We start from the raw sequence: 24,283 nt of genomic DNA, 5'->3' as shown, positions 1-24,283 counted from the left end.
GCCGAGCTCCCCGGGCCGTACGCTCAGCCGCCCGTGACGGTCTCCGGCTCCGAGAGCGGCGGTGCGGTCTCGTGCTCGATGCCCGCGCACCATACCCGCAGGATGCCGCCGGTCGCGGCGATGTCGGCCAGCGGGTCCCCGTCGATGAGGAGGAGGTCGGCGCGCTTGCCGGGTGCGATGACGCCCCGGTCGGCCAGGGAGAAGTGCCGCGCGGGCAGGCACGTGGCCGAGCGCAGCGCCTCCACGGGGCTGAGCCCGGCCTGCACCAGCAGCCGCAGCTCCTCGTGCAGGCTCTGGCCGTGCCGCACCTGGAACGGGGCGGCGGGCGCGTCGTTCGCGTCGGTGCCGGCCAGGATCGGCACGCCGGCCGCGTGCAGCGCGGCGACGGTCGCCATGCTGCCGGCGAAGCCCTCGGGACGGCCGGCGAAGCGCGCCACGCCGCGCATCATGGTCAGCGTCGGGATGGCGACGCGTCCCCCGTCGCGGAGGCGTGCCACGTCGGCGGGATCGGCCGGCGCGCCGATCGGGCAGTGCGTGACGCGGTCGGCGCCGCAGTCGACGGCCATCGTGTACGCGCCCGCGGAAGCGGCGTGCGCGACGACCAGCCTGCCGCGGGCGTGAGCGGCTTCGACCAGGGCCGCGGCGACCTCGGCCGTCAGGCCGCCTTCGCCGGGGGCCTCCATGACGATCTTGATGTACTCCGAGCCCTCGGCGATCCGGTCCGCGACCCACCGCCCGGCCTTGGCCGCATCGGTCACGACGGCCTCGGGGGTCGTCACGATCATGCGGGCGTGCGGGCCGTCCGGGCCGATGGCCGGGATGCCGGCGCTCTGGAGATCGGCGGTGCCCGCGGTCCCGCGCAGCGACGCCGGCAGCTCCGGGGGCCAGGCGGCCATGTCGAGGCCGGTGGTCACACCGTGCCGGGCCAGCGCGTCCAGGCTCTCGCGGCCGTGGACGTGGACGTGCGCGTCGATCAGGCCGGGGAGAAGGACGGCGCCGTGGACGTCGATCCGCTCGGCTCCCGCCGCGTCGTGCCCGATGAGCCCGTTCTCGACCACGACGGTGGCCGGTCCGGTCAGTTGCCGCCCGTCGAAGACGCGCGCGCCGACCAGGGCGAACGTGGTCGCCATGGACATCCTCCCCTTTAAGAGACAAATTTGTCCTCTATTAAGAGGCTATCCGTAGGCGCGAACCCCGTGCAACGAGGCCGTCCGCTATAAACGGAGGGTGGTCACTCGTCCCGCCGCGCCGGCCGGCACGCAGCAGGGGAAGCCCACCCGCAGGCGGGGAACGGAGCTCACCCGGGCGATCTACCGGGCCGCGTTCGAGGAGCTGGCCCGGCACGGCTTCGACGCCCTGGCCTTCGACAAGCTCGCCCCGCGCGCGGAGACCGGCAAGTCGGTCCTCTACCGGCGCTGGTCAACCCCCTCCGAGCTGCTGCTGGCGGCGTTGAACGACCCGGTCGAGGGCTTCGGCGACCCGCCGGTCCCCGACACCGGCACCCTCCGCGGCGACCTCCTTGCCCTGCTGCAGGGCCTGGCCCGCGTCCTCGACGAGCCCCGGGGCAAGGCGCTCGTCCCCCTGATGACCGGCCGGGGCCGCCCGCCGGAGCTCTACAGCGCCGTCCGCGAGCTGGTCTTCACCCCCCACAAGGACATCCTCGTCGGCCGCCTGCGCGCCGCCGCCGATCGGGGCGAGGCCGACCCGGCGTCCGTCACGCCGCTGGTCGCGTCGGTCGGCCCGCGCATGGTCCTGGCCGAGTCGATGGACAAGGGACACGTGACCGAGGCCGACGTCGTCGCCATCGTCGACCACGTCCTCCTCCCCCTGACGGCTCCGCGCGGCTAATCCGTTTTCTGCAATCGGTTGTTGCAGAAACAGCGACACCACCTGGTTGAACGTGCTGCGGCGTTTGCAGTTTTACCTGGATGTATTGACGTTTCCGCTATGTAACGTCACTGTTTCTGCAACCGGTTGGTATCGAAAACGCGCGTCCCCGCTATGCCCCGATCTCAGCACCCCTTCGTACGAATGGAGCTGGACGTGCCCTTCGGAAGACGATTGGCGGTCGTGCTGACCGCCGGCCTCATCACCACCGGCGCCCTGGTGGCCGCGCTCAACACGCCGGCCTCGGCGGCCCCATCCAACGGCGACTACACGCTGGCCAACGCCGGGAGCGGCCTGTGTGCCGCGGTCCCGGGGCCGAGCACCGGCGACGGCGTGCAACTCGTGCAGAACACCTGCGCCGGGACCGCCGGGCAGGTCTTCACGATCACCGCCGCCGGCGCCGGCTACCAGGTCAAGGCCGCGCACAGCGGCAAATGCCTGGGCGTCCGCGACGCCTCCACCAGCGCGGGCAAGGCGGTGCAGCAGGAGACGTGCACCGGCGCCGCGTCACAGACCTGGCAGCTCACCGCCTCCGGCTCCGACTACCGGATCGTCAACGCCAACGGCGGCAAGTGCCTCAACGTCAAGGACAACTCCACCACCGCCGGCGCGCTCCTGCAGCAGAACTCCTGCGACTCGGCCGCCACCAAGCAGTGGACCCTGCGCCCCGCGGGCAGCGGCCCGACCCCGACGCCCACGCCGACCCCGACCCCGACCCCGACGGTCACCCCGACCGTGCCGCCGTCCTCCGGCACGCTGTATGCGGCGCCGAACGGCAACGACGGCGCGGCCGGCACGCAGTCGGACCCGACGACGCTGGCCTCGGCCATCACCCGCATCGCCGCCGGCGGGACGATCTACCTGCGCGGCGGGACGTACGGTTTCGCGCAGACGGTCACCATCGCCCCGGGGAACAACGGCACCTCCAGCGCACGTAAGAAGCTGTCCGCCTACCCGGGTGAGACGCCGATCCTGAACTTCTCGGCCCAGACCGAGGACCCGGCCAACCGCGGCCTCGCCGTGAACGGTTCGTTCTGGCACCTCTACGGCATCGTCGTCGAGCGGGCCGGGGACAACGGGATCTTCGTCGGCGGCAGCAACAACATCCTTGAGCGCACGGTGACCAGGTACAACCGGGACACCGGGCTGCAGCTCTCGCGGATCGTCTCCGACACCCCGCGCGACCAGTGGCCGGCCGGCAACCTCGTGCTGAGCGCGCTGTCGCACGACAACGCCGACTCCGACGGCGAGGACGCCGACGGCTTCGCGGCGAAGCTCACCGTCGGCTCGGGCAACGTCTTCCGGTACGCGGTGGCGCGCAACAACATCGACGACGGCTGGGACCTCTACACCAAGACGGACACGGGCGCCATCGGCGCGGTGACCATCGAGGACTCCCTGTCCTACAACAACGGCACCCTCAGCGACGGCAGCCAGGCCGGGAACGGCGACCGTAACGGCTTCAAGCTCGGTGGCGAGGACATCGCGGTCAACCACGTCATCCGCCGCAACATCGCCTACCACAACGGCAAGCACGGGTTCACCTACAACCGCAACCCCGGCACGATGTCGATCGCGAACAACGTCAGCATCGACAACACCGAGCGCAACTACACGTTCGACGCCGGCACCTCGGTGTTCCGCAACAACGTCTCGTGCCGCAGCGGCAGCGGGACCAACGACCGGATCATCGGGGATGCCGACGCCTCCAACCAGTTCTGGTCCGGCTCGAACGGGTCCCGGTGCTCGTCCTACTCCGGCGCCCTGAGCTGGTCCTTCGCCACGGACGGCCGCCTCGTCGTGACCTTCGGCGGGACGCCGGCTCCGTGACACAGCTCCACCGGGCCCGGCGGCCCCTGCCATGCGGCCGGGCCCGGTGGTCCGGTCAGCGATACTCCGTGATCGTGTTCCGGCCGATCGCCCACAGCGGCTTCCCGCCGGGAAGGGCGGTCATCGTGGTCACCGGGGCGGAAGGCGTGACCCGCGACCACCGCTCACCCCCGCCGGCCAGCAGCCCGTACGCGTCCTCGGACCCGGAGACGAACCGCCGGCTGGCCACCCACACCACGCCGTCGCCGTCGCGGGCGATCCCGGTCAACCGCCCGCCGTCGATGGCGACCGCCCGCCAGGCCGTGCCGTTCCACCGGTACGACAGCGGGCGGAACGTCCCCTCCGCCGTCTCATAACCGCCCACGGCCCATGCCTCACCCGGGGCCGGCGCCAGCACCGCCGACAGTCCCGAGCCGAACACCTCGGACGAGCCGGGCGACGGCGGCGCGGGCAGGGGCAGCCGCCGCCACGCCCGGCCGTCGAAGTGGGCGACGGCGGGCTCCGACTGCGCGTAGGTGTCGTCGGGCAGCGGGTCCGCCTCGCCGACCGCCCAGATGTCCCGCGGTGACAGCGCGACGGCGGCGCGCGTGACGAGCGGGACCGCGTGGCGGGTCCAGCGCCGCCCGTCGAAGTGCCGCGCCCATCCGTCGCCGAACGTCCACGCCTGCCCGCCGCCCAGGGCGATCACCTCGGACGGGGTCTCGGAGTCGGGGGTGAACGACCAGCGCCGCCCGTCGAAGTGCAGCAGCCCCGACTCGCCGCCCTCCTGGTCCTCGGCGACGACCCAGACGTTGCCCGGATCCGAGGCGTCCACCTTGGTGAGGGTGACGTGTCGCGCCGCCTGCGGCAGCTCCTTCGTCAGCCGCCGCCACCGCGCGCCGTCCCACCGGACCAATAACGCCTCGTGGCCGTCGGTGCCGAAGGTACGCTCACCGACCGCCCACGCGCCGGCCGTGCCCGTGGCCGCGATGTCCAGGAACTCGGCGCCGTGGCCGAGCCCTTTCTGCCGGTGGACCACCCGCCAGCGGCCCTCGGGACGCGCCGTGCCGGCCGGACCGGACGTGAACTCGCCGTCGCTCGGGCCGGGCTCGCGGCCGGTGGCCGGGACGGCCGAACATCCGGCCAGCACCGCCACCGCCAGAACGGCGGCCGCCAGTCGCGGGCGCATCGCGTCTCCCTTCGCTGCGGGGTGGCCGGTTCAGCTGCCGGCGGCTCGTTCCAGCCATTCGGACATGAGCCCGCGTTCGGCCTCGGAGAGCGCGGGGAGCTTCGGGACGACGGTCCTGAAGGCGACGGCGGCCGCGATCGTACCGTCCTCATCGAGTGCGAGGGGCGGCGACGCGGGCGCGTCGAGCAGGATCGACCGCATCACCGCGTCGTACATCGCGTCCGCCAGCCCCGGGTCCCGCTCTTCCTGCGGCATGGAGAGCAGGGTGAGCACGGCGCCGGTGCCGGCGGCGCGGATGAGCTCGACGGCGCGGCGCTCGGTGACCCGGAGCCGGCCGGTCTCCGCCACACGGCGCACCCGGGCGCGCAGGACCTCGTGCCCGGCGGCCGCGGCCGGTGACCGGCCTCTGGCGGGATCGTTGAGCAGCCCGAACAGGGCCGCGTTGGCGAGACCGAAGCCGATGTGCGTGTCCCACCCCGCCCGGAGGTCCGCGACCGGGTCGCCGCGGTCGGCGCCGGAGGTCTTCCCCGCGACATAGGTGGCGAGTACGTGCTCGGCGACGGCGTCGAGCAGCCCTTCCTTGTCCCCGAACAGCCGGTAGATGGTCGGCGCCTGCACGCCGGCCGCCTGGGCGACGGCCCGGGTGGTGACGGCGGCCGGTCCCTGCTCATGCAGGAGGCGCGCCGCCACCTGCACGAGGTTGGCCCGCGTCTCCCCTCTGGCGTCCTGCATGTTCCAACGATAACGCGCCGCCGTTAGCGCTGGTTGTTTCCAATGCTATCGTTAATCTCGTTCCATCGATAACAACGGAAGGCACAACATGATCATCATCACCGGTGCCACCGGCCGGCTCGGTTCCCAGATCGTCCGGCAGCTGCTGCAGCGGGTCCCGGCGGACCGTGTCGGCGTCAGCGTGCGCGACCCCGGCCGCGCCGCCGGCCTCGCAGAGAGCGGCGTCCGCGTGCGCCGGGGCGACTACACCGACCCCGGCTCCCTCGCGGCGGCGTTCGAGGGCGCCACGCAGGTGCTCATCGTCTCGGCGGACGCGACCGGCGCGGCGGCGCTCGCTCAGCACGCCACGGCGATCGACGCCGCCCGCGAGGCCGGCGCGCGGCGCGTCCTGTACACCAGTCACCAGGCCGCCGGCCCCGATTCGCTCTTCGAGCCCATGCCCGACCACGCCGCCACCGAGCGGCACCTGGCCGGGAGCGGCACGCCGTTCACCTCGCTGCGCAACGGCTTCTACGCCGCCACCGTCCCGCACCTGCTCGGCCAGGCCCTCCAGACCGGCGAGCTGCGCGCGCCGGCCGACGGCCCCGTGTCGTGGACCGCGCACGCCGACCTCGCCGAGGCGGCGGCGATCATCCTGGCCGGCGAGGGCCGGTTCGACGGCGCGACACCGCCGCTGACCGCCCCGGACGCCCTCGACCTCAAGGACGTCGCCGGCCTGCTCACCGAGCTCAGCGGGCGCACCGTCCACCGCGTCGTCGTCGACGACGACGAATGGGCGGCGGGGCTGATCGGGCACGGAGTGCCGGAGGGTCGGGCGAACATGCTGCTCGGCATGTTCCGGGCGGCCAGGAACGGCGAGTTCGCCACCACCGGAGCCACCCTCGAAAGCCTGCTCGGCCGGGCCGCCACTCCGCTGCGCTCGATCCTCCAGGAGGCCGTCTGAAGCGTCCCCGGCCCTACGACGCCCGCAGCGTGCCGAGGGCGCCACCCCAGGCGAGGACCTGGTCGAGCATGAGGTTCAGCTTGTCCTCGTGCGTGGCGGCGGGCTTGAACGCGGTGGCGTTCTCGAAGTCGGTGTAGATCGAGAGTGCCACCTGGTGCGTCACGGTGGCCACGCCGACCATGGCGAGGATGTGGCGCAGGTGCTCGACCGCCCGCACGCCGCCGTCCACGCCGTAGCCGACGAATCCGGCCGCCTTGTTGTTCCATTCGGCGTACAGGAAGTCGATGGCGTCCTTGAGCGCGCCCGTGATCGAGTGGTTGTACTCGGGCGTCACGAACACGAACGCGTCGAACGAGCTGATCTTCGCCGACCAGCGCTTGGTGTGCTCGTGCTGGTAGTCGCCCATGGCCGGGATCTTCGGCTCGTCCAGGTGGCCCAGGGCGTAGTCCTTCAGGTCGACCAGCTCGTACTCGGCGTCGCCGCGTTTGGCCGCCAGGTCACGTACCCACTGCGCCACCGCCTCGCCGTTGCGGCCAGGACGGGTGGTGCCCACGATGATGCCGACCTTGCTCATGCTGCTGCTCCTCAGGTGTTCGGTGTGCTGTGACCACCGTAGGAGCGGCAGGTGAGATAACCAATGCGTCAGTGTCCACTGTTTATACGCGAAAGTCTCAGGCTTTGGACGGACGCGCGAGGGCGCTCTCCTGTGCCCCGGTGTAGGAGACGCGCCGGTACCACTCGTTCGCCAGCATCTGGGCGCGGGCCTGCTCCGGCAGCGAGGTGAGCAGGGTCATCGACGCGCCGCGCTCGACCTCGGACTCGTGCGCGTGCATGGCCGCCCATTTCCGCTCGGCCCACCGGCCGACGTCGAGGTGGGTGGTGACCTGCTCGTCGGGGACGCCCGGCAGCGTCTGGCCCGGCTCGGGAGGCGCCCCGAACACCGCCTGCCAGTGCGAGACCACGACCGAGCGCGGGATGGTCGCCAGGTAGAGGGCATGCGGCCGCCAGGGATCGCCCGCGTCGCGATAGAGCTGGTCGTAGCCGGCCGCTTCGACCGCGGCCATGGTCACCCGGTGCACGTGCAGATGATCCGGGTTTCCGTACGAGCCGTAGCCGTCGTAGGTGAGCACGACCTCGGGCCTGAACTCCCTGATCTGCTCGACGACCCGCCGCACCGCCTCGTCGAGCGGCGCGTCCAGGAAGCGCGGGCTGCCGGGCGCGGATTCGGGCTTGCGGGCGTCGGCGTAACCGAGCAGCCTCGGCTTTCCCGCGCCGAGGATCTCCAGGGAGCGTTCCAGCTCCCCGGCCCGCCGGGTTCCCGCGGCCCACGTGCAGGTGACGACGGCGGTCCTGGCGCCCTCGGCGGCGTATCTGGCCAGCGTCCCGCCGGTCCAGATCGCCTCGTCGTCCGGATGCGCGTGCACGGCCAGCACTCCGAAATCCACCCGAAACCCCCTGAGCGATCAACGGGCGCCCATCCTAGCCGGGGGCCGGGACCGGGATCAGGGCGTGGGACGGCGGCGGCTCCAGGAGTCGAGGATGTGGCGGCGCATGGCGGCGGCCGCGGCGTCGGGGTCGCCGGCGGCGATCGCGTCGCTGATCGCCTGATGCTCGTCCAGCGTCTGGCGCATGACGGCCTCGTTGTACTGGCCGTGGTAGCGCATGCTGGTGCGGGCCTTGTCGTGGATGCTGTTGACGACGGCGCGGCCGAGCCGGTTGCCGGACGCGGCCATGATCATGTCGTGGAAGCGCACGTCCGCGGCCCCGAAGTCGGGGGCCGAGTCGAGCCGGGCGCGCATCACACCCAGCTCGGCGGCGATGCGTTCCTCGTCCTGCGGGGTGTGGGCGCGGGCCGCGGCGGCGGCCATGTCCGCCTCCAGCGCCGTACGGACCGAGACCAGCTCGTCCAGGAACGTGGCGTTCTCGTCGTGGGCGATGACCGACGTCAGGACGACGTCGTCGAGCAGGTTCCACTGGCGGGGGTCGGTGACCTGGGTGCCACGGCCGTGCTCGATCCTGACCAGGCCCTTCTCCTGGACGATCTTCACCGACTCGCGGATCACGGTGCGGCTGACGCCGAACTCCTCGCACAGGTCGCCCTCTGACGGGAGCGCGGAGCCGGGGCGGAGCGTGCCGCGGACGATGTCGTCGACGAGTTGCCCGACCACGGTGGTGCCCAGCTTGGCGGGGCGCTCGCGGCGCGATCGGCGAGCGGGTGGGCCGGGCTGCGCGACGTCGCCGGTCCACGGGCCTGCCGGTGCGTGCTGAGTCAACGTGCCCTCCCGAGCACTGATGGTCCCGATCTTCGGACCAGCTTGATTATAGGCCATTGTAAAGACATCACACGTATGATGTCATATCTCGAAACGCGACGTTTACGTACCTCACTTCCGTCCCCCTGCCTTTCGCTCACGAGGAACACCAATGAGACGACGCAGTCATGTCCCGGCGCCGGCGATCACCGCGGCCGCGGTCCTGATCGCCCTCACCGCTTGCGCCCCGCCCAGCCCCTCCGGCACCGCGAAGACCGCCGCGGCCACGCCGGCCGCCGGCTCCCCCTACGGCTTCGCCCCGGCCCCGCAGCAGGCCGGCAAGCTCGTGGTCTGGGTGGACTCCACCCGGCTGGACGCGGCGAAGGCGTACCAGGCCGCGCACCCGGACGCGCAGCTCGACATCGTCACCTACGACGGCAACGCCAACGGCTCCAACACACTCAAGACCAAGGTCCAGCTCTTCAACCGGGCCGGCGACGGCTGGCCGGACGTCGTGTTCACCACCGACAACAACACCGCGTCCTGGGCCTCCCAGGGCGACGACGCCTTCGTGGCCCCGCTCGACAAGGGACTGATCGACCAGAGCACGCTGAGCGGGTTCGCCAAGGGGGCGCTCGACGTGTGCACGGTCGGCGGCAGCGTCTACTGCCTGCGCAACGACCTGGCCCAGGTGGTGCTCTGGTACAACAAGAAGCTCCTGGACAAGTTCGGCTACGAGCTGCCCAAGACCTGGGAGGACTACCAGGCGCTGGGCGCGAAGGTGGCCGCCGAGCACCCGGGCTACCTCATCGGCACCGCGGGCGACGCGTGGGCTCCCGAGATCTACATGTGGGGCGCGCAGTGCCCGGCCAACCAGGTCACGGCGGCCAAGGCGATCACCGTCAAGGCCACCGACCCCGCGTGCGTGCGGGCCGCGAAGCTGATCGACACGCTCGTCGCCGGCAAGACCATGTCCATGCTGCCCCTGTTCGGCCCCGACTTCGCCAAGAACCAGGGCGACAAGGTCCTCATGCTGCCCGGCCCCGCCTGGTACGGGGGCGCGGTGTTCCAGGGCACGCTCAAGACCCCGAAGGGCGAGCTGGCGGTCGGCGACGCGCTCCACTGGGCCGACCAGAGCCCGCCGGTGACGGGCAACGTCGGCGGCGGCGCCTGGTGGATCTCTCGGCACAGCGCCCGCCTGGACGCCGCCAAGGACTTCGTCACCTGGGTCACCACCGCCGACGCGTACCAGGTGGAGAAGTCGCCGGGCTACCCCGCCCACTCCGCGGCGGCGGCCAAGTGGATCGCCAAGCAGCAGGACAGCGGCTACTACGCCGGTGACATCGCCGCCCCGATCACCGCCGCGGCGGGTCAGGTGTGGCCCGGCTGGGGCTCGCCGGAGTTCAGCCAGGAAGCGGTGTGGGCCAAGACGGTCATCCCCGGCCAGACCGCGGGCAAGACCGTCGAGTCCCTGCTGCCGGAGTGGCAGACCGCGATCGAGCAGCAGGCCCAGGTGTCGGGCTACCAGGTCACCAAATGAGCGCATCCGCGATGACCGCCGCCGGCGTCCACGCCAGGAGCCGCCCGCGCTCCTGGCGGCCGGCGGCGGGGCACGTCTTCGTCTCCGGGTACGTGGTGCTGCTGGTGGCCTTCGGCATCGTCCCGACGGCGTACGCGCTCAACCTGGCCTTCACCGACGCCGACGGGCGCTTCGCCGGGGTGGCCAACTTCGTGCGCACCGCCCAGGACTACCGGTTCCTGGCCGCGGTCGGGCACGTCGGGACGTACCTGGTGCTGTGGCTGGTCATGCTAACCGTGCTGGTCCTGGTGCTGGCGCTGCTGGTGCACCGGCTCACCGCGGCCTGGCCGCGGGCGGTGCTGCGCTTCGTCTACTACGTGCCGGGCGCGCTGGCCGGCGCGTCCAGCGTGCTGCTGTGGCTGTTCATGCTGGACCCGTCCGTGAGCCCGGTCGACGGCATCGTCCGCACGCTGTGGGGCTCGACGTTCGTGGCCGTGGTCGCCCCGGGCCACCTGCCGTGGCTCTTCACGATCATCGCGTTCTGGACCGGCGCGGGCGGCTGGATCGTGATCATGTACGGCGCGCTGAACAGCATCCCGCACGAGGTCATCGAGGCCGCGCGGGTGGACGGCGCCGGCCCTGTGCGCACCGCACTGCGCGTGCAGTTGCCGATGTTGCGCAAGTGGATCGTCTACATGCTGATCCTCTCCCTCGCGGCCGGCACCCAGCTCTTCGTCGAGCCGCAGCTCATCTCGCAGGCCAGCTTCGGCGTCGTCGGCACCGACTACTCGCTCAACCAGCTCGCCTACCTGTACGCCTTCGACCACAACGACTTCAACGGCTCGGCCGCCATCGCGATCGACCTGCTCATCGTGGCGCTGTGCTCCGCCGGTCTCTTCGTCGCGCGGGGAGGGCTGTTCGATGCCGACTGACCGCCGTCCCCGGTCGATGCGGGCCGGCCATCCCGCCCGCACGGCGCTCCGGGCGCTGATCGCCGCCGTGCTGACGGCGTTCGCGCTGTTCTTCGTGCTGCCCATGGTGTGGCTGGTGCTGGCCGCGACCAAGACCCCGGCCGGCCTCATCCGGGACAATCCGCTCGCGCCGGGCTCGATCTCCGCGCTGCTGGACAACTGGCGGCACCTCATGGCCTTCCAGGACGGCGCCGTGGCGACCTGGATGGGCAACTCGGTGCTCTACGCCGTGCTGTCGGTGGCGATCACCCTGCTGGTGAGCATCCCGGCCGGGTACGCGCTCGCCCTCATGAGCTTCAAGGGCCGCCGCCTGCTGCTGATCGTCACCCTCGTGGTCATGCTGATGCCGGCCACCGCGCTGGTGCTGCCGATCTTCCTGGAGTTCAGCTACATGGGGCTGGTCAACACGACGGCCTCCGTGGTGCTGCCGATGTCGTTCTTCCCGTTCGGCGTGTACCTGACCTACATCTACTTCTCCACCAGCGTCCCCGCCGAGCTGCTGGACTCGGCGCGGCTGGACGGCTGCAGCGAGTCGGCGACGTTCGTGCGGGTCGCCCTGCCGCTGGCCAAGCCGGTGGTGGCCCTCGTCGCGTTCTTCAGCTTCGTGACGAACTGGAACAACTTCTTCCTGCCGTACGTGATGCTGCCGAACAGCGACAACTACCCCATGCAGGTGGGGCTGACCCAGATGCTGTCGGCGACCCCCTCCTTCAATCCCGTCGTGGGCGCCAACGCCGAGGTGCAGCCGCCGGAGCTGGTCCTGGCCACCCTGCTGTCGATCGCCCCCGTCCTGCTCGTCTTCCTGTTCTCGCAACGTTTCCTGGTCGCCGGCCTGACCGCCGGCGCGACCAAGGGCTGATCTTGAGGAGTCCGCACCGCATGACGCACCGCATGACCACCGTGACGGCCAGCGTCCCCGTCCTCGATCCCCCGGCCTGGGCGCTGTCGCAGCGGGCCCTGCTCGACCTGCTCGACAGCGGGTGGCGGCTGTTCTCCGCCCGCTACACCGGCCCCGACGGCTCGCTTCGGTACGACGGCCGGCTGTCCTCGCGCGACGGCGCCGACGACTTCTTCGAGCCGTTCTTCAACTGGCCGCAGCTCTACCTCCTGGGCGGCGCGGACGACCTGCTGGAGACCTGCGCGCGGCACTGGCACGGCGTGGTGGCCCAGATGACCGGCCTGGGCATGTTCGCCGACGAGTTCGAGATCGGCTACGACTGGTTCCACCAGGGCGAGAGCCTGCTGTTCACGTACTTCCTGACCGCCGCCGACCCGGCCGCCTGGGCCGCGCGGGCCACCCGGTTCGCCGACCTCTACCTCGACCCGGGCAAGGGCAACTACGATCCGGAGCGCCGGATCATCAAGGCCCCGCACAACGGCAGCGGCGGCGCCAGGGAGGGCGTGGCGGACTCCCCCGCCTACCCGTGGACCGAGGCCGAGGCCGCCCAGTACGGCTATCCGCTGGACTGGCTGCTGCCGGCCGGCGAGCCCGTCCCGCCGCTCGCCGACGACCCCCGGCTGGGCGCGGAGATGCAGCGGCGCCTCGGGCGGGGCGACGCGGCCGGCAACCTGAGCGTGGCCGGGCTGGTCTGCAACGCCTACCTGGTCTCGGGCGAGGAACGCTACGCCGCATGGCTGCGTGAGTACGTCGGCGCCTGGCAGCGCCGGGCCGAGGACAACGACGGCATCGTCCCCGACAACGTCGGCCTCGACGGCGTGGTCGGCAGCGCGCTCGACGGCCGCTGGTACGGCGCGCACTACGGCTGGACCTGGCCGCACGGCCTCTACAGCATCGGCCAGGCGGCGGCCGTCGGCGCGCTGAGCGCCGCGCTCGCCACCGGCGACGACCGGTATCTCGGCTTCGTCCGCTCCCTGCTGGACGCGGTGATCGAGCGCGGCGTCAAGCAGACCTTCGACGAGAGCGACTCGGCCAACCAGGGCCGCTGGCGTGCCCACCTCGGCCCCGGCGCGTACGTCCCGACGCTGCTCGTGCCCTACCGGCACAGCGACAAGGGCTGGTTCGACTACAACCCGATCCAGACGTCGGTGCCGCTCGCGCTCTGGCACCGCACCGGCGCGGCCGAGGACCGGGCCCGCCTCGACGCGCTGCGCGCCGCGTCCGGCTACGACTGGGCGACCGTGCGGCCCTTCCGCGACAAGGAGGAGGCCGGGCACGAGGAGCCCTGGTACGCGTACCTGTGCGGCGACAACCCGGACTACCCCGAGCGCATCCTGGCCGCCGCGCACGCCCAGGCCCGCCGCCGCATCGCGCTGCTGCTCGCCAACGCCGGCCGGGACCTGCCGGAGGAGGCCATCCACCTGTGGCAGAACGTCAATCCGGTGGTGACCGAGGCCCTGACCCAGCTCATGTGGGGCGGCCCGCAGGTGGTCTACAACGGCGGCCTCCAGCAGGCCAGGGTCCGCTACTTCGACGCCGAGCGCCGCCGTCCCGGCGTGCCCGATCAGGTGGCCGTCCTGGTCAGCGCGATCGAGCCGGAGGCCACGGTGGTCACCCTGGTCAACCTGTCGGCGACCGCCGATCGGACGATCATCGTGCAGGCCGGGGCGTTCGGCGAGCACGAGATCGTCACCGCCGCGGCGACCGCGGCCGAGCCCGGCTGGACCGGCCACGACACCGAGTACATCCACCACGAGCCGGTCGTCTCGGCCGTCGAGCACGCGGTGGGCGGGCCGCACCTGACCGTGGTCCTGCCCGCGGGCACCACCGTCACGCTGACCCTGCGGCTGCGGCTGTGCGCCCACCGGCCGTCGTACCGGCTGCCGTGGGAGGACCGCGCCGCCTGAGACGCGCGGCGGACCTCAGCGCCTGGGCCGCCTGAGAGGTGCGGGCGGACCTCAGCGCCTGGGCCGCCTGAACACCGCGAACTCGGCCAGCAGCCCCAGCGCCGCGCCCCCGCCGAAGGCGAGCAGCTCGTCGAGCCCCAGAGCCGGGTCCCGATTCGTCAGCAGCGTGACGGCCACGTTGCCGACGATGACGCCCGCGATGACGAGGATGACGAGCCGCACCGCCGGCCAGGCGGATTCCCTGGGCAGGTCCTCGCTCATGAGAAACGCACCTCCAGCAGTAGGCTGCCTACATATATGAACATGTAGGCAGCCTACACCTCCGAGCCGGCCGGAAATCCGGTCGACAGGCGGGCCCGCGGTGCACTGTGATGGTCGCGGCCATCCGCCTACCTCAGGAGCTGCTCTTGGCGACCGCGAGCACCCGCCCGCCGATCACGGCCGCCCTGGTCAGGCGCCTGGTCGAGACGCAGTTCCCACGATGGGCCGCGTTGCCGCTGGAGCCGGTCGACCCGGCCGGCTCTGATCATGTGATCTACCGGCTGGGCGCGGAGCTGTCCGTCCGGCTGCCTCGCCACGCCGACGCCGTCGGCCAGGCCGAGAAGGAGTCGGAGTGGCTGCCCCGGCTCGCCCCGCACCTCCCGCTGGCCGTCCCGGTGCCCGTGGCCGTGGGTGAGCCCGGCTTCGGCTATCCGTGGCGGTGGGCGGTGTCCCGCTGGCTGGCCGGCGAGGTGGCGACCGTCGAGGCGCTGGCCGGCTCGTCCGCGGCCGCCGTCGAGCTGGCGGCGTTCCTCACCGCCCTTCAGCGGTTCGCGCCCGAGGACATGCGGGCCGCGAAGGGCCGCGCGGACCTCACCGGCCGGCCGCTGGCCGGCCGGGACCGCGCGACCCGGGCCGCCATCGCGGCGACCGGCGGCGTGTTCGACGCCACGGCCATGACCGAGCTGTGGGACGCGGCCCTGAGCGCCCCTGGCTGGGATCGCCCTCCGGTCTGGTTCCACGGCGACTTCCACACCGGCAACCTGCTGACCGCCGGCGGCCGCCTCAGCGCGGTCATCGACTTCGGCGAACTCGGCATCGGCGACCCGGCCTGCGACCTGATCATCGCCTTCACCCTGATGTCGGCCACCGGCCGGGCCGCCTTCCGCGCCGCGCTCGGCGTGGACGACGCCACCTGGACCAGGGGGCGCGGCTGGGCCCTGGCCACCGGCCTGAACGCCTACACCTCCTACGCCGCCGTCAGCCCGGGGGTCGCCGCGCAGACCACCCGCCAGATCACCGAGGCCCTCATCGGCTGAGCCACTCTTCTAGAGCTCGCTGCCCGGGCACTTCGCGAAGTTGAGGCCCGGACCGTACCTGACGTTGTCGACCGACATCCAGCCGTACGTGCCGGTGCCCTTGACCCGCACGTAGCCCCACGGGTGTCCATGGCTGTTGAGCACCCAGCACTGGACGTACAGCACGGTGCCCCTGGCGACCTTGGTGATGGTGGCGCACCGGCCGCCCGCGTACGGCCCGGCCTTGAGGTTGTACGAGCCGGTCATGGTGACGTAGCCGGGGTCCCGGTTGGCCACCCGCGGTCGCGGGCAGCTGACCTCGGTATCGGTGGCCGCCGCGGCGGCGGGGACGGAGGCGCTGACGAGGGCCGCGGCGGCGATGGCGCCGGCTGCGACGAGGGCCGGAAACGTCTTCGAGTTCATGGCAGCATCGTGCGGCCCGGGTTGTTGAGGAAATGTTGAGCCCGCGTTGAGGCGGCCGGGCTGCTCACGGCTTATGCGGTGGCGGCGTGCCGCTGCCTTACGCGGTGACAGCGTGCCGCCGCCTTACGCGGTGGCGGCGTGCCGCCGCCTTACGCGGTGGCGGCGTGCCGCTCCAGGAAGGTGTAGACGTCGGCCTCGTCCACGCCGGGGAACGACCCGGGCGGCAGCGCCGCCAGGACGTGGGAGTTCGCGCGGGCGGACGGCCAGGCGTACCCCTCCCAGCGTTCGGCCAGCTCGGTGGGCGGGCGGCGGCAGCAGTCGCCGGTCGGGCAGTTGGACTTGGTGCGGCTGGTGGTCTCGCGCCCCCTGAACCAGCGCGACTCCTTGTACGGCACCCCGAGCGTGATCGCGAAGTCCCGCTCGCGCGACGGATCCACGTGGGCCACGCAGAAATAGGTCCCGGTGGGCGAGTCGGAGTACTGGTAGAACACCGAGAACCGATCGGGCGAGGCGAACACCTGCCGCCCCGACCACTGCAGGCACATCCGCTGGCCCTCGATGGCCCCCTGCTCGTCGGCGGGGAAGACGATCCCGTCGTTCTCGTACGCCTTGTAGATGGTGCCGCCGGCGTCGTTGCGCACGAAGTGGCAGACGAGGCCCAGGTGATGGGTGGCCAGGTTGGTGAAGCGGTGCGCGGCCATCTCGTACGACACCGCGAACACGTCCCGCAGGTCCTCCACCGACAGCGCGCGGGCGGACTTGGCCTCCTGGAGGTAGAGCGCGGCGGTCTTCTCGGGGACGAGGACGGCGGCGGCGAAGTAGTTCGCCTCGGTGCGCTGGCGCAGGAAGTCGGCGAAGTCGCGGGGCTTGTCGTGGCCGAGCGCGAGGTGCCCGAGCGTCTGAAGGAGGATCGTGCGCGGGGTGTGCATCCCGAGCTGCTCGTGCTTGACGTAGATGCGCCGGTTGCGAAGGTCGGTGATGGAACGCACGGAGCGCGGCAGGTCCTGCGCGGTGTGCACGGTATAGCCGAAATGCGTGACCAGGCTCTGGATCATGCTCTGCGACAGGGCGCCCGTACGGTAGCCGACCGCGTCGAGGGCCTCGGCGGCGGCCTTCTCGATCACCGGAAAGTAGTTGCCCACCTCGCGCTGCCTGCGCCGGAGCTCGGCGTTGGCGGCCCTGGCCTCCTCCGGGGTGGCGGTGCCCCTGGCCTGCCTGGCGCGCAACTCGCCGTACAGGCCGAGAAGGTGTTCGAGCACGTCGTTCGGCACGCGGGCGGAGACCTTCAGCCGGGGCAGCCCGAGCGCGGTGTAGATCGGGTCGCGCTGCGCCTCCTCCAGCGCGATCTCAAGCTGGGCGCGGCGGTTGGGCGGCTGGCGGCGCAGCAGCTCTTCGACGGGGACGCCCAGGGCGGTCGCCAGCGACTTGAGCAGGGAGAGCTTGGGCTCGCGCTTGCCGTTCTCCAGCAGCGAGAGCTGGCTGGGCGCCCTGCTGACGCGCGATCCCAGGTCGGACAGGGTCAGGCCGCGTTGTTTCCGCAGGTGGCGAAGGCGCTGGCCAAACGCGATCAGATCGAGCTCCTGCGTCAAAGACAGCGGTTCTTCACCTAGCAAGGGCGCCATGACGGCATCTTAGACAGAAATTCGGCCCATTTTCTAGCCTCTTCAGCCACGCCTCAAGGGCGGGCGTCGAGGGCGCGCGGGCCGAGGTTTCCGCCATCGGATTGGTCTAGGCCAACGGTAAAACTCACGATTTCTTCACTGCTGAATACCCACTGGTAATGCCGATTACGGAAACTTCCACGATTCTTCTCCTCCGCTCGGACTATTGGCGGGACCTCCGGGGGCAGAGACTCGGCGTGAGCCCCCAGGGGACGACAAAGGAGCGAAACCATGAATGATCGCCTCAAGGGAGCTGCTGAGCAGCTACAGGACGAATGGGACAACAACCCCCGCTGGGAGGGTGTCGAGCGCACCTACGGCGCGGAAGACGTGATCAAATTGCGCGGCAGCGTCCAGGAGGAGCACACGCTGGCCCGGCTCGGCGCCGAGCGGCTGTGGGCTCTGCTGCACACCGAGGACTACGTCAACAGCCTCGGCGCGCTGACCGGCAACCAGGCGGTGCAGCAGGTGCGGGCGGGCCTGCAGGCGATCTACCTGTCCGGCTGGCAGGTGGCCGCGGATGCGAACCTGGGCGGGCACACGTACCCGGACCAGAGCCTGTATCCGGCCAATTCGGTGCCTGCCGTCGTGCGCCGCATCAACAACGCCCTGTTGCGCGCCGACCAGATCACCTGGTCGGAGGGCCTTTCCGACGCGCCGCACTGGCTGGCTCCCATCGTGGCCGACGCGGAGGCCGGGTTCGGCGGGGTGCTGAACGCGTTCGAGCTGATGAAGGGCATGATCGCGGCGGGCGCCGCGGGCGTGCACTGGGAGGACCAGCTCGCCTCCGAGAAGAAGTGCGGCCACCTGGGCGGCAAGGTGCTCATCCCGACCGGGCAGCACATCAAGACCCTCAACGCCGCCCGCCTCGCCGCGGACGTCGCCGGCGTCCCCTCACTGATCATCGCGCGGACCGACGCACAGGCCGCGACGCTGCTGACCAGTGACGTGGACCCGCGCGACCAGGAGTTCACCACCGGCGAGCGCACGGCGGAAGGCTTCTACCGGGTCAGGAACGGCCTGGGGGCCTGCGTCGCCCGCGGCCTGGCGTACGCGCCGCACTCCGACCTGCTCTGGATGGAGACCGGTACGCCCGACCTGGACGTGGCCCGCGAGTTCGCCGAGGCGATCAAGGCCGAGTACCCCGACCAGATGCTCGCCTACAACTGCTCGCCGTCGTTCAACTGGAAGAAGCACCTCGACGACTCCACGATCGCCAAGTTCCAGCGGGAGCTGGGGCACATGGGGTACAAGTTCCAGTTCATCACCCTCGCCGGATTCCACTCGCTGAACTACGGCATGTTCGACCTCGCCCAGGGTTACGCCGCCGACGGCATGACCGCGTACGTCGAGCTTCAGGAGGCGGAGTTCGCCGCCGAGGCGCGTGGCTACACCGCCACCCGGCACCAGCGCGAGGTCGGGACCGGCTACTTCGACCTCGTCAGCACCGCCGTCGCACCCGACTCCTCGACGACCGCTTACAAGGGCTCGACCGAAGAGGAGCAGTTCGCGCACTAGCTTCCCCAGTCTCGCCGGCCACCTCCAGGGCATGGGATGGTTCCTCCGGCGAACGGGCCGCGCCAGTCTCCCCCCAGCGCTGGCGCGGCCCCCTTCCCATGCCCACCCACCAGCCGCCCGCCCGCACCCGATCAGCCAACCGCCGGAACCCCCGCCCCACGAAGGCGTCTGCCACCGGCCCGCGAGCTCGCACAGCCCCCGCTCCCCCGAACGGCGGGATGGCGGGATGGCGGGGCCGCACGAACACGCGAGACCGCAGGACCGCAGGACCTCGGGACCACGGGAGGGCGGGACCACAGGAGGGCGGGGCCACGGGATCTCGGGACCGGACCAGAAGACCACAGGACCGCACGCCGCCGGACCGCACAACCACCAGACCGCGCGACCACCCCACCACCGGACTGCGGGGCCCTCGGAACTCCAGGCCTCCGGACCCCCAGGCCATACGGCCACCCAACCACCGGACCGGACCACAAGACCTCCAGGCCGTACCGCCACCCCAACCACCGGACCGGACCACAAGACCTCCAGGCCGTACCGCCACCCCAACCATCGGACCGGACCACAGGACCGCCAGACCACACGGCAACCCAGCCCCCGGACAACGGGACCGCGACCACCCGGTCTCCGGACCACCCGGTCGCTGGACCACCCGACCACCGAACAGCCACCGAACCGCACGGTCACCCGACCACCGAACCGCCAGGCCACTGGGCCGACAAGCCAATGCGGTCGCGGTCGCACCAGACACCGGAACGACGCCACGACGCCACCACAAGCCTCGGGGATGAGTCGGCTCCCCTTCACGTCATGAAGATCCGGTCGAGGTCTCCGTCGGACCGGGCGAGACGGTCGAGGAGGGGTCCGGTGACTCGCCTGGCCCGTCCTGCGGGATCGTGCTGATCGAGTGCGACGGTTGCGGGCAGTCGCGCCTGGCCGCACTTCCGCGCTTCCGCCCCGCTGGGCTCGCGCACTCGCCGGGTCCCTCCTCGCCCTGCTCGCCAGGATCGCTGCTGTTCGTCGGCCGGAACGTGCTCCTGTTTCGGTCAGGCGAGGGGCTGAGCACCGTGAGCGGCCCCTTCGTACGGGTATGCGTCACGAAGATCGTGGGCGCGGCGGGTGATGCGGCCGTGGTGGTCCCGGCCCTGGTGGGTGGGACACCGCCGGTGGGCGAGGCCGTCGGGCGCGCGGTAGAGCCAGCGCTGCCGTAGGGCTGCACGGTGGCCGGGTTACCGCCGGGCAGCAGCGAACCGCCCCCGATACGCATCCCATCGCCGCTCGCCGCCGCGATCACCGTGACGGCCGCGATCGTCACCGTGGCCAGGGCCGCGAAACTGGCATGCGACAAGTGCGCCCCAGCCTTGGCTCTCCTCCTACGCCCTGAGGCACCGCTCCGCGTCGAGCCCGCTTCCGCGCCAGACCCGCCGAAACCACCCTCGTCAGCCCCACCAGCACCTCGCCCACCCAGCCCGCCAGACACCCAGCCCTCAGGGCTGCCAGCCCCCTGCCCGCCGAGCCCGCCAGACTCCCAGCCCTCAGCGCCACCAGCGCCCCGTCCACCGGGCCCGCCGAACCCACCGCCGTCAGCCCCATCAGCACCTCGCCCACCGGGCTCGCCGAACTCCCCACCTTCAGCGCCATCAGCACCTCGCCCACCGGGCCCGCCGAACTCCCCACCTTCAGCGCCATCGGTGCCTCGCCCGTCGGGCCCGCCAGACTCCCGGCTCTCAGCGCCACGAGCACCCCTTCCACCCAGCCCGCCGACCTTCCAGCGCTTAGTACCGCTGACACCTCGTCCATCGGGCTCACTGGACTTCCGGCCCTCAGCGCCACGGGTCCCTAGCCCATCGGGGCCGCCGGAGTCCCAGTCGCCGAAGTCGTTCGCATCTGGGTCGATGGGGCCGTCGTCGTTCCAGTGCCCGGACGCGCCGGAATCCGTGTCGCCGGACGGGCGGGCGAGGCGGACCCGGCCACCCCCAGGCGGGTAAGGGATGGGCGTCCAGATTTCCGCCAGCACCCCCGTCACCGACTGCCGCAGGTCCCACGGAGCTCCCACCCCGCCTGCGGCCAGCAGCGCGCGCAGCAGGTCGGCGGCCTTCGGGCGGTCGGCGGGGTCCTTGGCCAGCGCCGCCTCCACGGCGGGCCGGAGCAGGGCGGGCACGTTCTCGGTTCGGGGCGCGTCGAACAGGATGCGCCTGGTCAGCACATCCGCCTCCCCACCCCCGAACGGATGGTGCCCGGTAGCGGCGAACGCCACCAAGCACCCCCAGGCGAACACGTCGGACGCGGGCATCGCCGTCCCGCCGGTCAGCCGTTCCGGCGCCACCCAGCCGGGGCTGCCCATGACCTGGCCGGCCTGGGTGTGCGCGGCCAGGGTGTCGACGTCGCGGGCGATGCCGAAGTCGATGACTCGAGGCCCGTGCGGAGACAGGAGCACGTTGCCCGGCTTGAGATCCCGGTGCACCAGCCCGGCCTCGTGCACCGCCACGAGCGCGGCGGCGACGCCGAGTGCCACGCCGTAGGCCACGTCGGGCGTGAGCGGCCCTCTGGCCATGACGACCTGGGAAAGCGCCGGGCCCGGGATGTACTCGGTGACCAGGTAGGGGCGATCTCGATCGGTCCCGTCCTCCACGACCGACGCCGTGCAGAAGGGCACCAATCTGCGTGAGAAAGCCACTTCTTCAGCGAAGCGCGCCCGTAGCGTGGCATCGTTGAGATGCACCGCATGCGGCGTCTTGAGTGCCACCAGGCCACCCCGAGTGCGTTCGGCCAGATACACCACTCCCATCCCGCCCGTGCCGAGGCGGCCCAGGAGAAGGTGTCGCCCAATGATGACCGGGTCGCCCACCGTAAGCGGTCGCACGCCAGGAGGCATGTCGCTCGAACCACGCGCCATCCGAGTTTCGCCTCTCCTGTCTGGAACACGGCAAAGCACACTGTGGCCCGCATCCACGGAGGCTTTCCGCATGTCTGTCATAAGGGGTATTGGAGGTAAGGCGTTCGTTCCTCTGCGGTGAGTAAGTGCTGTGGTCTGGTGGTCTGAAGTGGCGTTTTGTCCTTGGCGTGCCTCCAGAGGATGATCACGTTCAGTACGGCGAGAGTCACGAAGATCGGGCCGAAGAGCGCGAACTGGACGACACCGGCGCCAGGTGTGATCGCATCGACCACCTTGATCCGCCCGTAGACGGCCCACGGCTGGCGGCCCACTTCCCGGAAGATCCAACCGCACAGCACGGCCAGGAACGGGAGCGGTATCGCGTACAGGAAGATCTTCGCGCCTCGGCTCGGCCCTCTCTGCTCCTCCGGCCCGCTGGGCGGCCCAACGCCTCTTCCGGAATGCTCCGCGCTCACGGGGTCCTGCTCGCCGGAGTCCACCGTGCGCTGAGCGCTCGTTCCGGAATGCTCCGTACTCACGAGGTCCTGCTCGCCGGAGTCCAGCGTGCGCTGAGCGCTCGTTCCGGCATGGATCCCCATGCCATAGGCGCGTTTCTTGGCTTGCCGGTCAGCACCTCCAGCGGGGACGGGTCTGGCCAGGAAGGGGCCGGCCAGGGCGAGGGCGATCAGCAGGGCACCGATGATCAGCATGGCGAGGAGCGCGGTGGCGGCCCAGGCGGGTGGGATGTAGCCGTCCGGACCGTACGCCGCGACCAGCTCGGCCTGCAGGGCGGCTTGTTCGGTGCCGGTGCCGTCCCAGAGGGCGAGCTTCATCGGCTGCAGTCCTCTGATGAACTGCTGATGACCGGCCGCTGCGACGATCACCATGCCGGGCAGCAGCGCCCACGCCCCGAACCTGACCGACCGGCGATCATGATGGTAGGCGCCGATCCCCGCGACGAATATTCCGGCGGTCACCAGGCCGGCTCCCGTGACGTGCGCGAACGCGGTCCAGGCCGCCGGGTTGACCCAAGGGTCCGCGGACGGGCTCTGCAGGTGACCGTTGGCCACCAGCACGACGTACGCGGAGATGTGAGCGGTCAGCGCCACCACCCAGATCACCGCCAGATGCGCCCACCTCGGCAGCCGGTCCCAGCCGAACAGCCACAGCCCCAGGAACGTCGACTCCACGAAGAACGCCACGATCGTCTCCACGGCGAGCGCGGGGCCGATCTCGGTGGTCAGCCGGCTCCAGTTGAGCGCGAGCTCGAACTCCATCACCAGCCCGGTGACGATGCCGAACGCGTAGTTGACCACGTAGAGCCTGCCCCAGAACCACAGCCTGGCCCGTCTCTCCGCGCTCGGCCGGAACGTCTCGCCGGTCTGCATGACGGCCAGCAGCGTCGCCAGGCCGAGGGTCAGCACGACGAAGAGGAAGTGGCCGCCCGCAGTGATCGCGAACTCCACGCGGGCCAGCGGGAGGAGGTCCATGCGGAGAAGGGTTTCAAGGGGGAGGGTGAGTTCGCGTCAGCCCGTGGTTCGATTTTGTGTACGACTCAGGTCCGACACCGATCGGCGGTGCCGGCGTGTTGCGGCGGGCGGCCCGGCCAGATTGCGGTGGGCGGCCCGGTCAGAGGTCCCGGCGGATCCAGCGTGGTGTGACGAGCCCCGATTCGTACGCCGTCACCACCAGCTGCGCCCTGTCGCGGGCCGCCAGCTTGGCGAGGATGCGGCTGACATGCGTCTTCACCGTCGCCGGACTGAGCACCAGCCGTTCGGCGATCTCCTCGTTGGACAGCCCCGACGCGATCAGGCTCAGCACCTCGCGCTCCCGTTCCGTCAGCGCGCTCAGCTCCGGCACCGGCCTGGTCACCCGGCCGGCGAACTCGGCGATCAGCCGCCTGGTGATCGCGGGCGCGATGAGCGCGTCGCCTCTGGCCGCCACGCGCACCGCGTGGATCAGCTCCATCGGCTCGGTGTCCTTGAGCAGGAAGCCGCTGGCCCCGGCCCGGAGCGCGCCGTAGACGTACTCGTCCATGTCGAACGTCGTGAGTATGACGACCTTCACCCCGGTGAGGGCGGGATCGGTGACGATGCGCCGCGTGGCTTGGATGCCGTCCACGCCCGGCATGCGAACGTCCATGAGCACCACGTCCGGGGTATCGGCGCGGGCGAGGCGTACGGCCTCTTCGCCGTCGCCCGCCTCTCCGACGACGACCAGGTCGGGCTCGCCTTCCAGCATCAGCCGGAACCCCGCGCGCACCAGCCGCTGGTCATCGGCGAGCAGCACGCTGATCACCCTGGCTCACCACCTGGCGCCATCAAAGCGACCCTCCTCGTCAACCGCCCCACCCGACCATCCGCCCGCCGACGGCTCGGGCAGGCGCATGTCGGGTAGGCGGACCCAGGTAGGCGACTTGAGG

Annotated in this window: 21 protein-coding genes; 9 read left to right on the top strand and 12 right to left on the bottom strand. The window is 71.3% G+C overall.

Annotated elements, in window-relative coordinates; all coding sequences use genetic code 11:
* Positions 1 to 23: 23 nt before the first annotated feature.
* Entirely contained in the window at positions 24 to 1,130 is a 1,107-nt protein-coding gene (locus tag ABEA43_RS15450; protein ID WP_345562305.1) for an amidohydrolase family protein, read from the bottom strand.
* A 97-nt stretch (positions 1,131 to 1,227) separates the two neighbouring features.
* Here ABEA43_RS15450 and ABEA43_RS15445 point away from each other — a divergent pair, with 97 nt between their 5' ends.
* Positions 1,228 to 1,848, top strand: a complete 621-nt coding sequence (locus ABEA43_RS15445; RefSeq protein ID WP_345562303.1) for a TetR/AcrR family transcriptional regulator — start codon at positions 1,228 to 1,230, stop codon at positions 1,846 to 1,848.
* A 195-nt stretch (positions 1,849 to 2,043) separates the two neighbouring features.
* The gene (locus ABEA43_RS15440) at positions 2,044 to 3,717 is read left to right on the top strand and encodes an RICIN domain-containing protein (RefSeq protein WP_345562301.1); all 1,674 of its coding nucleotides are present in this window, start codon (positions 2,044 to 2,046) and stop codon (positions 3,715 to 3,717) included.
* 55 nt (positions 3,718 to 3,772) lie between these two features.
* Here ABEA43_RS15440 and ABEA43_RS15435 read toward each other — a convergent pair whose 3' ends face one another.
* Positions 3,773 to 4,885 (bottom strand): hypothetical protein, encoded by a 1,113-nt coding sequence (locus tag ABEA43_RS15435; RefSeq protein ID WP_345562299.1) that lies wholly within the window; start codon positions 4,883 to 4,885, stop codon positions 3,773 to 3,775.
* Positions 4,886 to 4,915: 30 nt separating this feature from the next.
* Positions 4,916 to 5,617 carry a TetR/AcrR family transcriptional regulator gene (locus tag ABEA43_RS15430; protein WP_345562297.1) on the bottom strand — a complete coding sequence of 234 codons (702 nt, stop codon included), beginning with the start codon at positions 5,615 to 5,617 and terminating at the stop codon, positions 4,916 to 4,918.
* A gap of 88 nt (positions 5,618 to 5,705) precedes the next feature.
* On the opposite strand from ABEA43_RS15430, the gene ABEA43_RS15425 reads away from it, so the two are divergent.
* Entirely contained in the window at positions 5,706 to 6,560 is an 855-nt protein-coding gene (locus ABEA43_RS15425) for an NmrA family NAD(P)-binding protein (protein ID WP_345562295.1), read from the top strand.
* Between the two features lie 13 nt (positions 6,561 to 6,573).
* Here the strand turns inward: ABEA43_RS15425 and ABEA43_RS15420 are convergent, their stop codons facing one another.
* From ABEA43_RS15420 to ABEA43_RS15410, 3 genes are all read right to left on the bottom strand, one after another.
* Positions 6,574 to 7,134: an NADPH-dependent FMN reductase gene (locus tag ABEA43_RS15420; protein ID WP_345562293.1), complete on the bottom strand. Its 561-nt coding sequence runs from the start codon at positions 7,132 to 7,134 to the stop codon at positions 6,574 to 6,576.
* 97 nt (positions 7,135 to 7,231) lie between these two features.
* Entirely contained in the window at positions 7,232 to 8,005 is a 774-nt protein-coding gene (locus ABEA43_RS15415; protein WP_345562291.1) for a PIG-L family deacetylase, read from the bottom strand.
* Positions 8,006 to 8,062: 57 nt separating this feature from the next.
* On the bottom strand, positions 8,063 to 8,833 hold the full coding sequence (locus ABEA43_RS15410; RefSeq protein ID WP_345562289.1) for a FadR/GntR family transcriptional regulator: 771 nt from the start codon (positions 8,831 to 8,833) through the stop codon (positions 8,063 to 8,065).
* Positions 8,834 to 8,984: 151 nt separating this feature from the next.
* Between ABEA43_RS15410 and ABEA43_RS15405 the strand changes: the two genes are divergently transcribed.
* From ABEA43_RS15405 to ABEA43_RS15390, 4 genes are read left to right on the top strand one after another with little or no spacing between them, the layout of a single operon-like run.
* Positions 8,985 to 10,352: an ABC transporter substrate-binding protein gene (locus ABEA43_RS15405; protein ID WP_345562287.1), complete on the top strand. Its 1,368-nt coding sequence runs from the start codon at positions 8,985 to 8,987 to the stop codon at positions 10,350 to 10,352.
* Positions 10,349 to 11,263, top strand: coding sequence for a carbohydrate ABC transporter permease (locus ABEA43_RS15400; protein WP_345562285.1), 915 nt, complete (start codon positions 10,349 to 10,351; stop codon positions 11,261 to 11,263). The genes ABEA43_RS15405 and ABEA43_RS15400 overlap by 4 nt, the downstream gene beginning before the upstream one ends.
* Entirely contained in the window at positions 11,253 to 12,161 is a 909-nt protein-coding gene (locus ABEA43_RS15395) for a carbohydrate ABC transporter permease (protein ID WP_345562283.1), read from the top strand. The genes ABEA43_RS15400 and ABEA43_RS15395 overlap by 11 nt, the downstream gene beginning before the upstream one ends.
* A 20-nt stretch (positions 12,162 to 12,181) precedes the next feature.
* Positions 12,182 to 14,107, top strand: a complete 1,926-nt coding sequence (locus ABEA43_RS15390; protein WP_345562281.1) for a DUF8034 domain-containing protein — start codon at positions 12,182 to 12,184, stop codon at positions 14,105 to 14,107.
* Positions 14,108 to 14,158: 51 nt separating this feature from the next.
* Here the strand turns inward: ABEA43_RS15390 and ABEA43_RS15385 are convergent, their stop codons facing one another.
* Positions 14,159 to 14,368 (bottom strand): hypothetical protein, encoded by a 210-nt coding sequence (locus tag ABEA43_RS15385; RefSeq protein ID WP_345562280.1) that lies wholly within the window; start codon positions 14,366 to 14,368, stop codon positions 14,159 to 14,161.
* A 146-nt stretch (positions 14,369 to 14,514) separates the two neighbouring features.
* On the opposite strand from ABEA43_RS15385, the gene ABEA43_RS15380 reads away from it, so the two are divergent.
* Positions 14,515 to 15,405 carry an aminoglycoside phosphotransferase family protein gene (locus tag ABEA43_RS15380; RefSeq protein WP_345562278.1) on the top strand — a complete coding sequence of 297 codons (891 nt, stop codon included), beginning with the start codon at positions 14,515 to 14,517 and terminating at the stop codon, positions 15,403 to 15,405.
* Between the two features lie 9 nt (positions 15,406 to 15,414).
* On the opposite strand, the gene ABEA43_RS15375 is transcribed toward ABEA43_RS15380, so the two are convergent.
* Positions 15,415 to 15,807 carry a hypothetical protein gene (locus tag ABEA43_RS15375; protein ID WP_345562277.1) on the bottom strand — a complete coding sequence of 131 codons (393 nt, stop codon included), beginning with the start codon at positions 15,805 to 15,807 and terminating at the stop codon, positions 15,415 to 15,417.
* Positions 15,808 to 15,956: 149 nt separating this feature from the next.
* Positions 15,957 to 17,429: a helix-turn-helix domain-containing protein gene (locus tag ABEA43_RS15370; protein ID WP_425570260.1), complete on the bottom strand. Its 1,473-nt coding sequence runs from the start codon at positions 17,427 to 17,429 to the stop codon at positions 15,957 to 15,959.
* Positions 17,430 to 17,699: 270 nt separating this feature from the next.
* On the opposite strand from ABEA43_RS15370, the gene aceA reads away from it, so the two are divergent.
* Positions 17,700 to 18,986, top strand: a complete 1,287-nt coding sequence (gene aceA / locus ABEA43_RS15365) for an isocitrate lyase (RefSeq protein WP_345562276.1) — start codon at positions 17,700 to 17,702, stop codon at positions 18,984 to 18,986.
* Between the two features lie 808 nt (positions 18,987 to 19,794).
* On the opposite strand, the gene ABEA43_RS15360 is transcribed toward aceA, so the two are convergent.
* The 3 genes from ABEA43_RS15360 to ABEA43_RS15350 form a co-directional block, all read right to left on the bottom strand.
* Complete coding sequence (locus ABEA43_RS15360) at positions 19,795 to 21,861, bottom strand: serine/threonine-protein kinase (RefSeq protein WP_345562598.1); 2,067 nt, start codon at positions 21,859 to 21,861, stop codon at positions 19,795 to 19,797.
* 98 nt (positions 21,862 to 21,959) lie between these two features.
* Positions 21,960 to 23,351, bottom strand: a complete 1,392-nt coding sequence (locus ABEA43_RS15355) for a cytochrome ubiquinol oxidase subunit I (protein WP_345562275.1) — start codon at positions 23,349 to 23,351, stop codon at positions 21,960 to 21,962.
* Positions 23,352 to 23,490: 139 nt separating this feature from the next.
* Positions 23,491 to 24,159 (bottom strand): response regulator, encoded by a 669-nt coding sequence (locus tag ABEA43_RS15350; RefSeq protein WP_345562274.1) that lies wholly within the window; start codon positions 24,157 to 24,159, stop codon positions 23,491 to 23,493.
* Positions 24,160 to 24,283: the final 124 nt, after the last annotated feature.

It is taken from the genome of Nonomuraea rosea, assembly GCF_039539705.1.
Classification (GTDB): Bacteria; Actinomycetota; Actinomycetes; order Streptosporangiales; family Streptosporangiaceae; genus Nonomuraea; species Nonomuraea rosea.
This window is presented reverse-complemented; position numbering and strand designations above follow the sequence as displayed.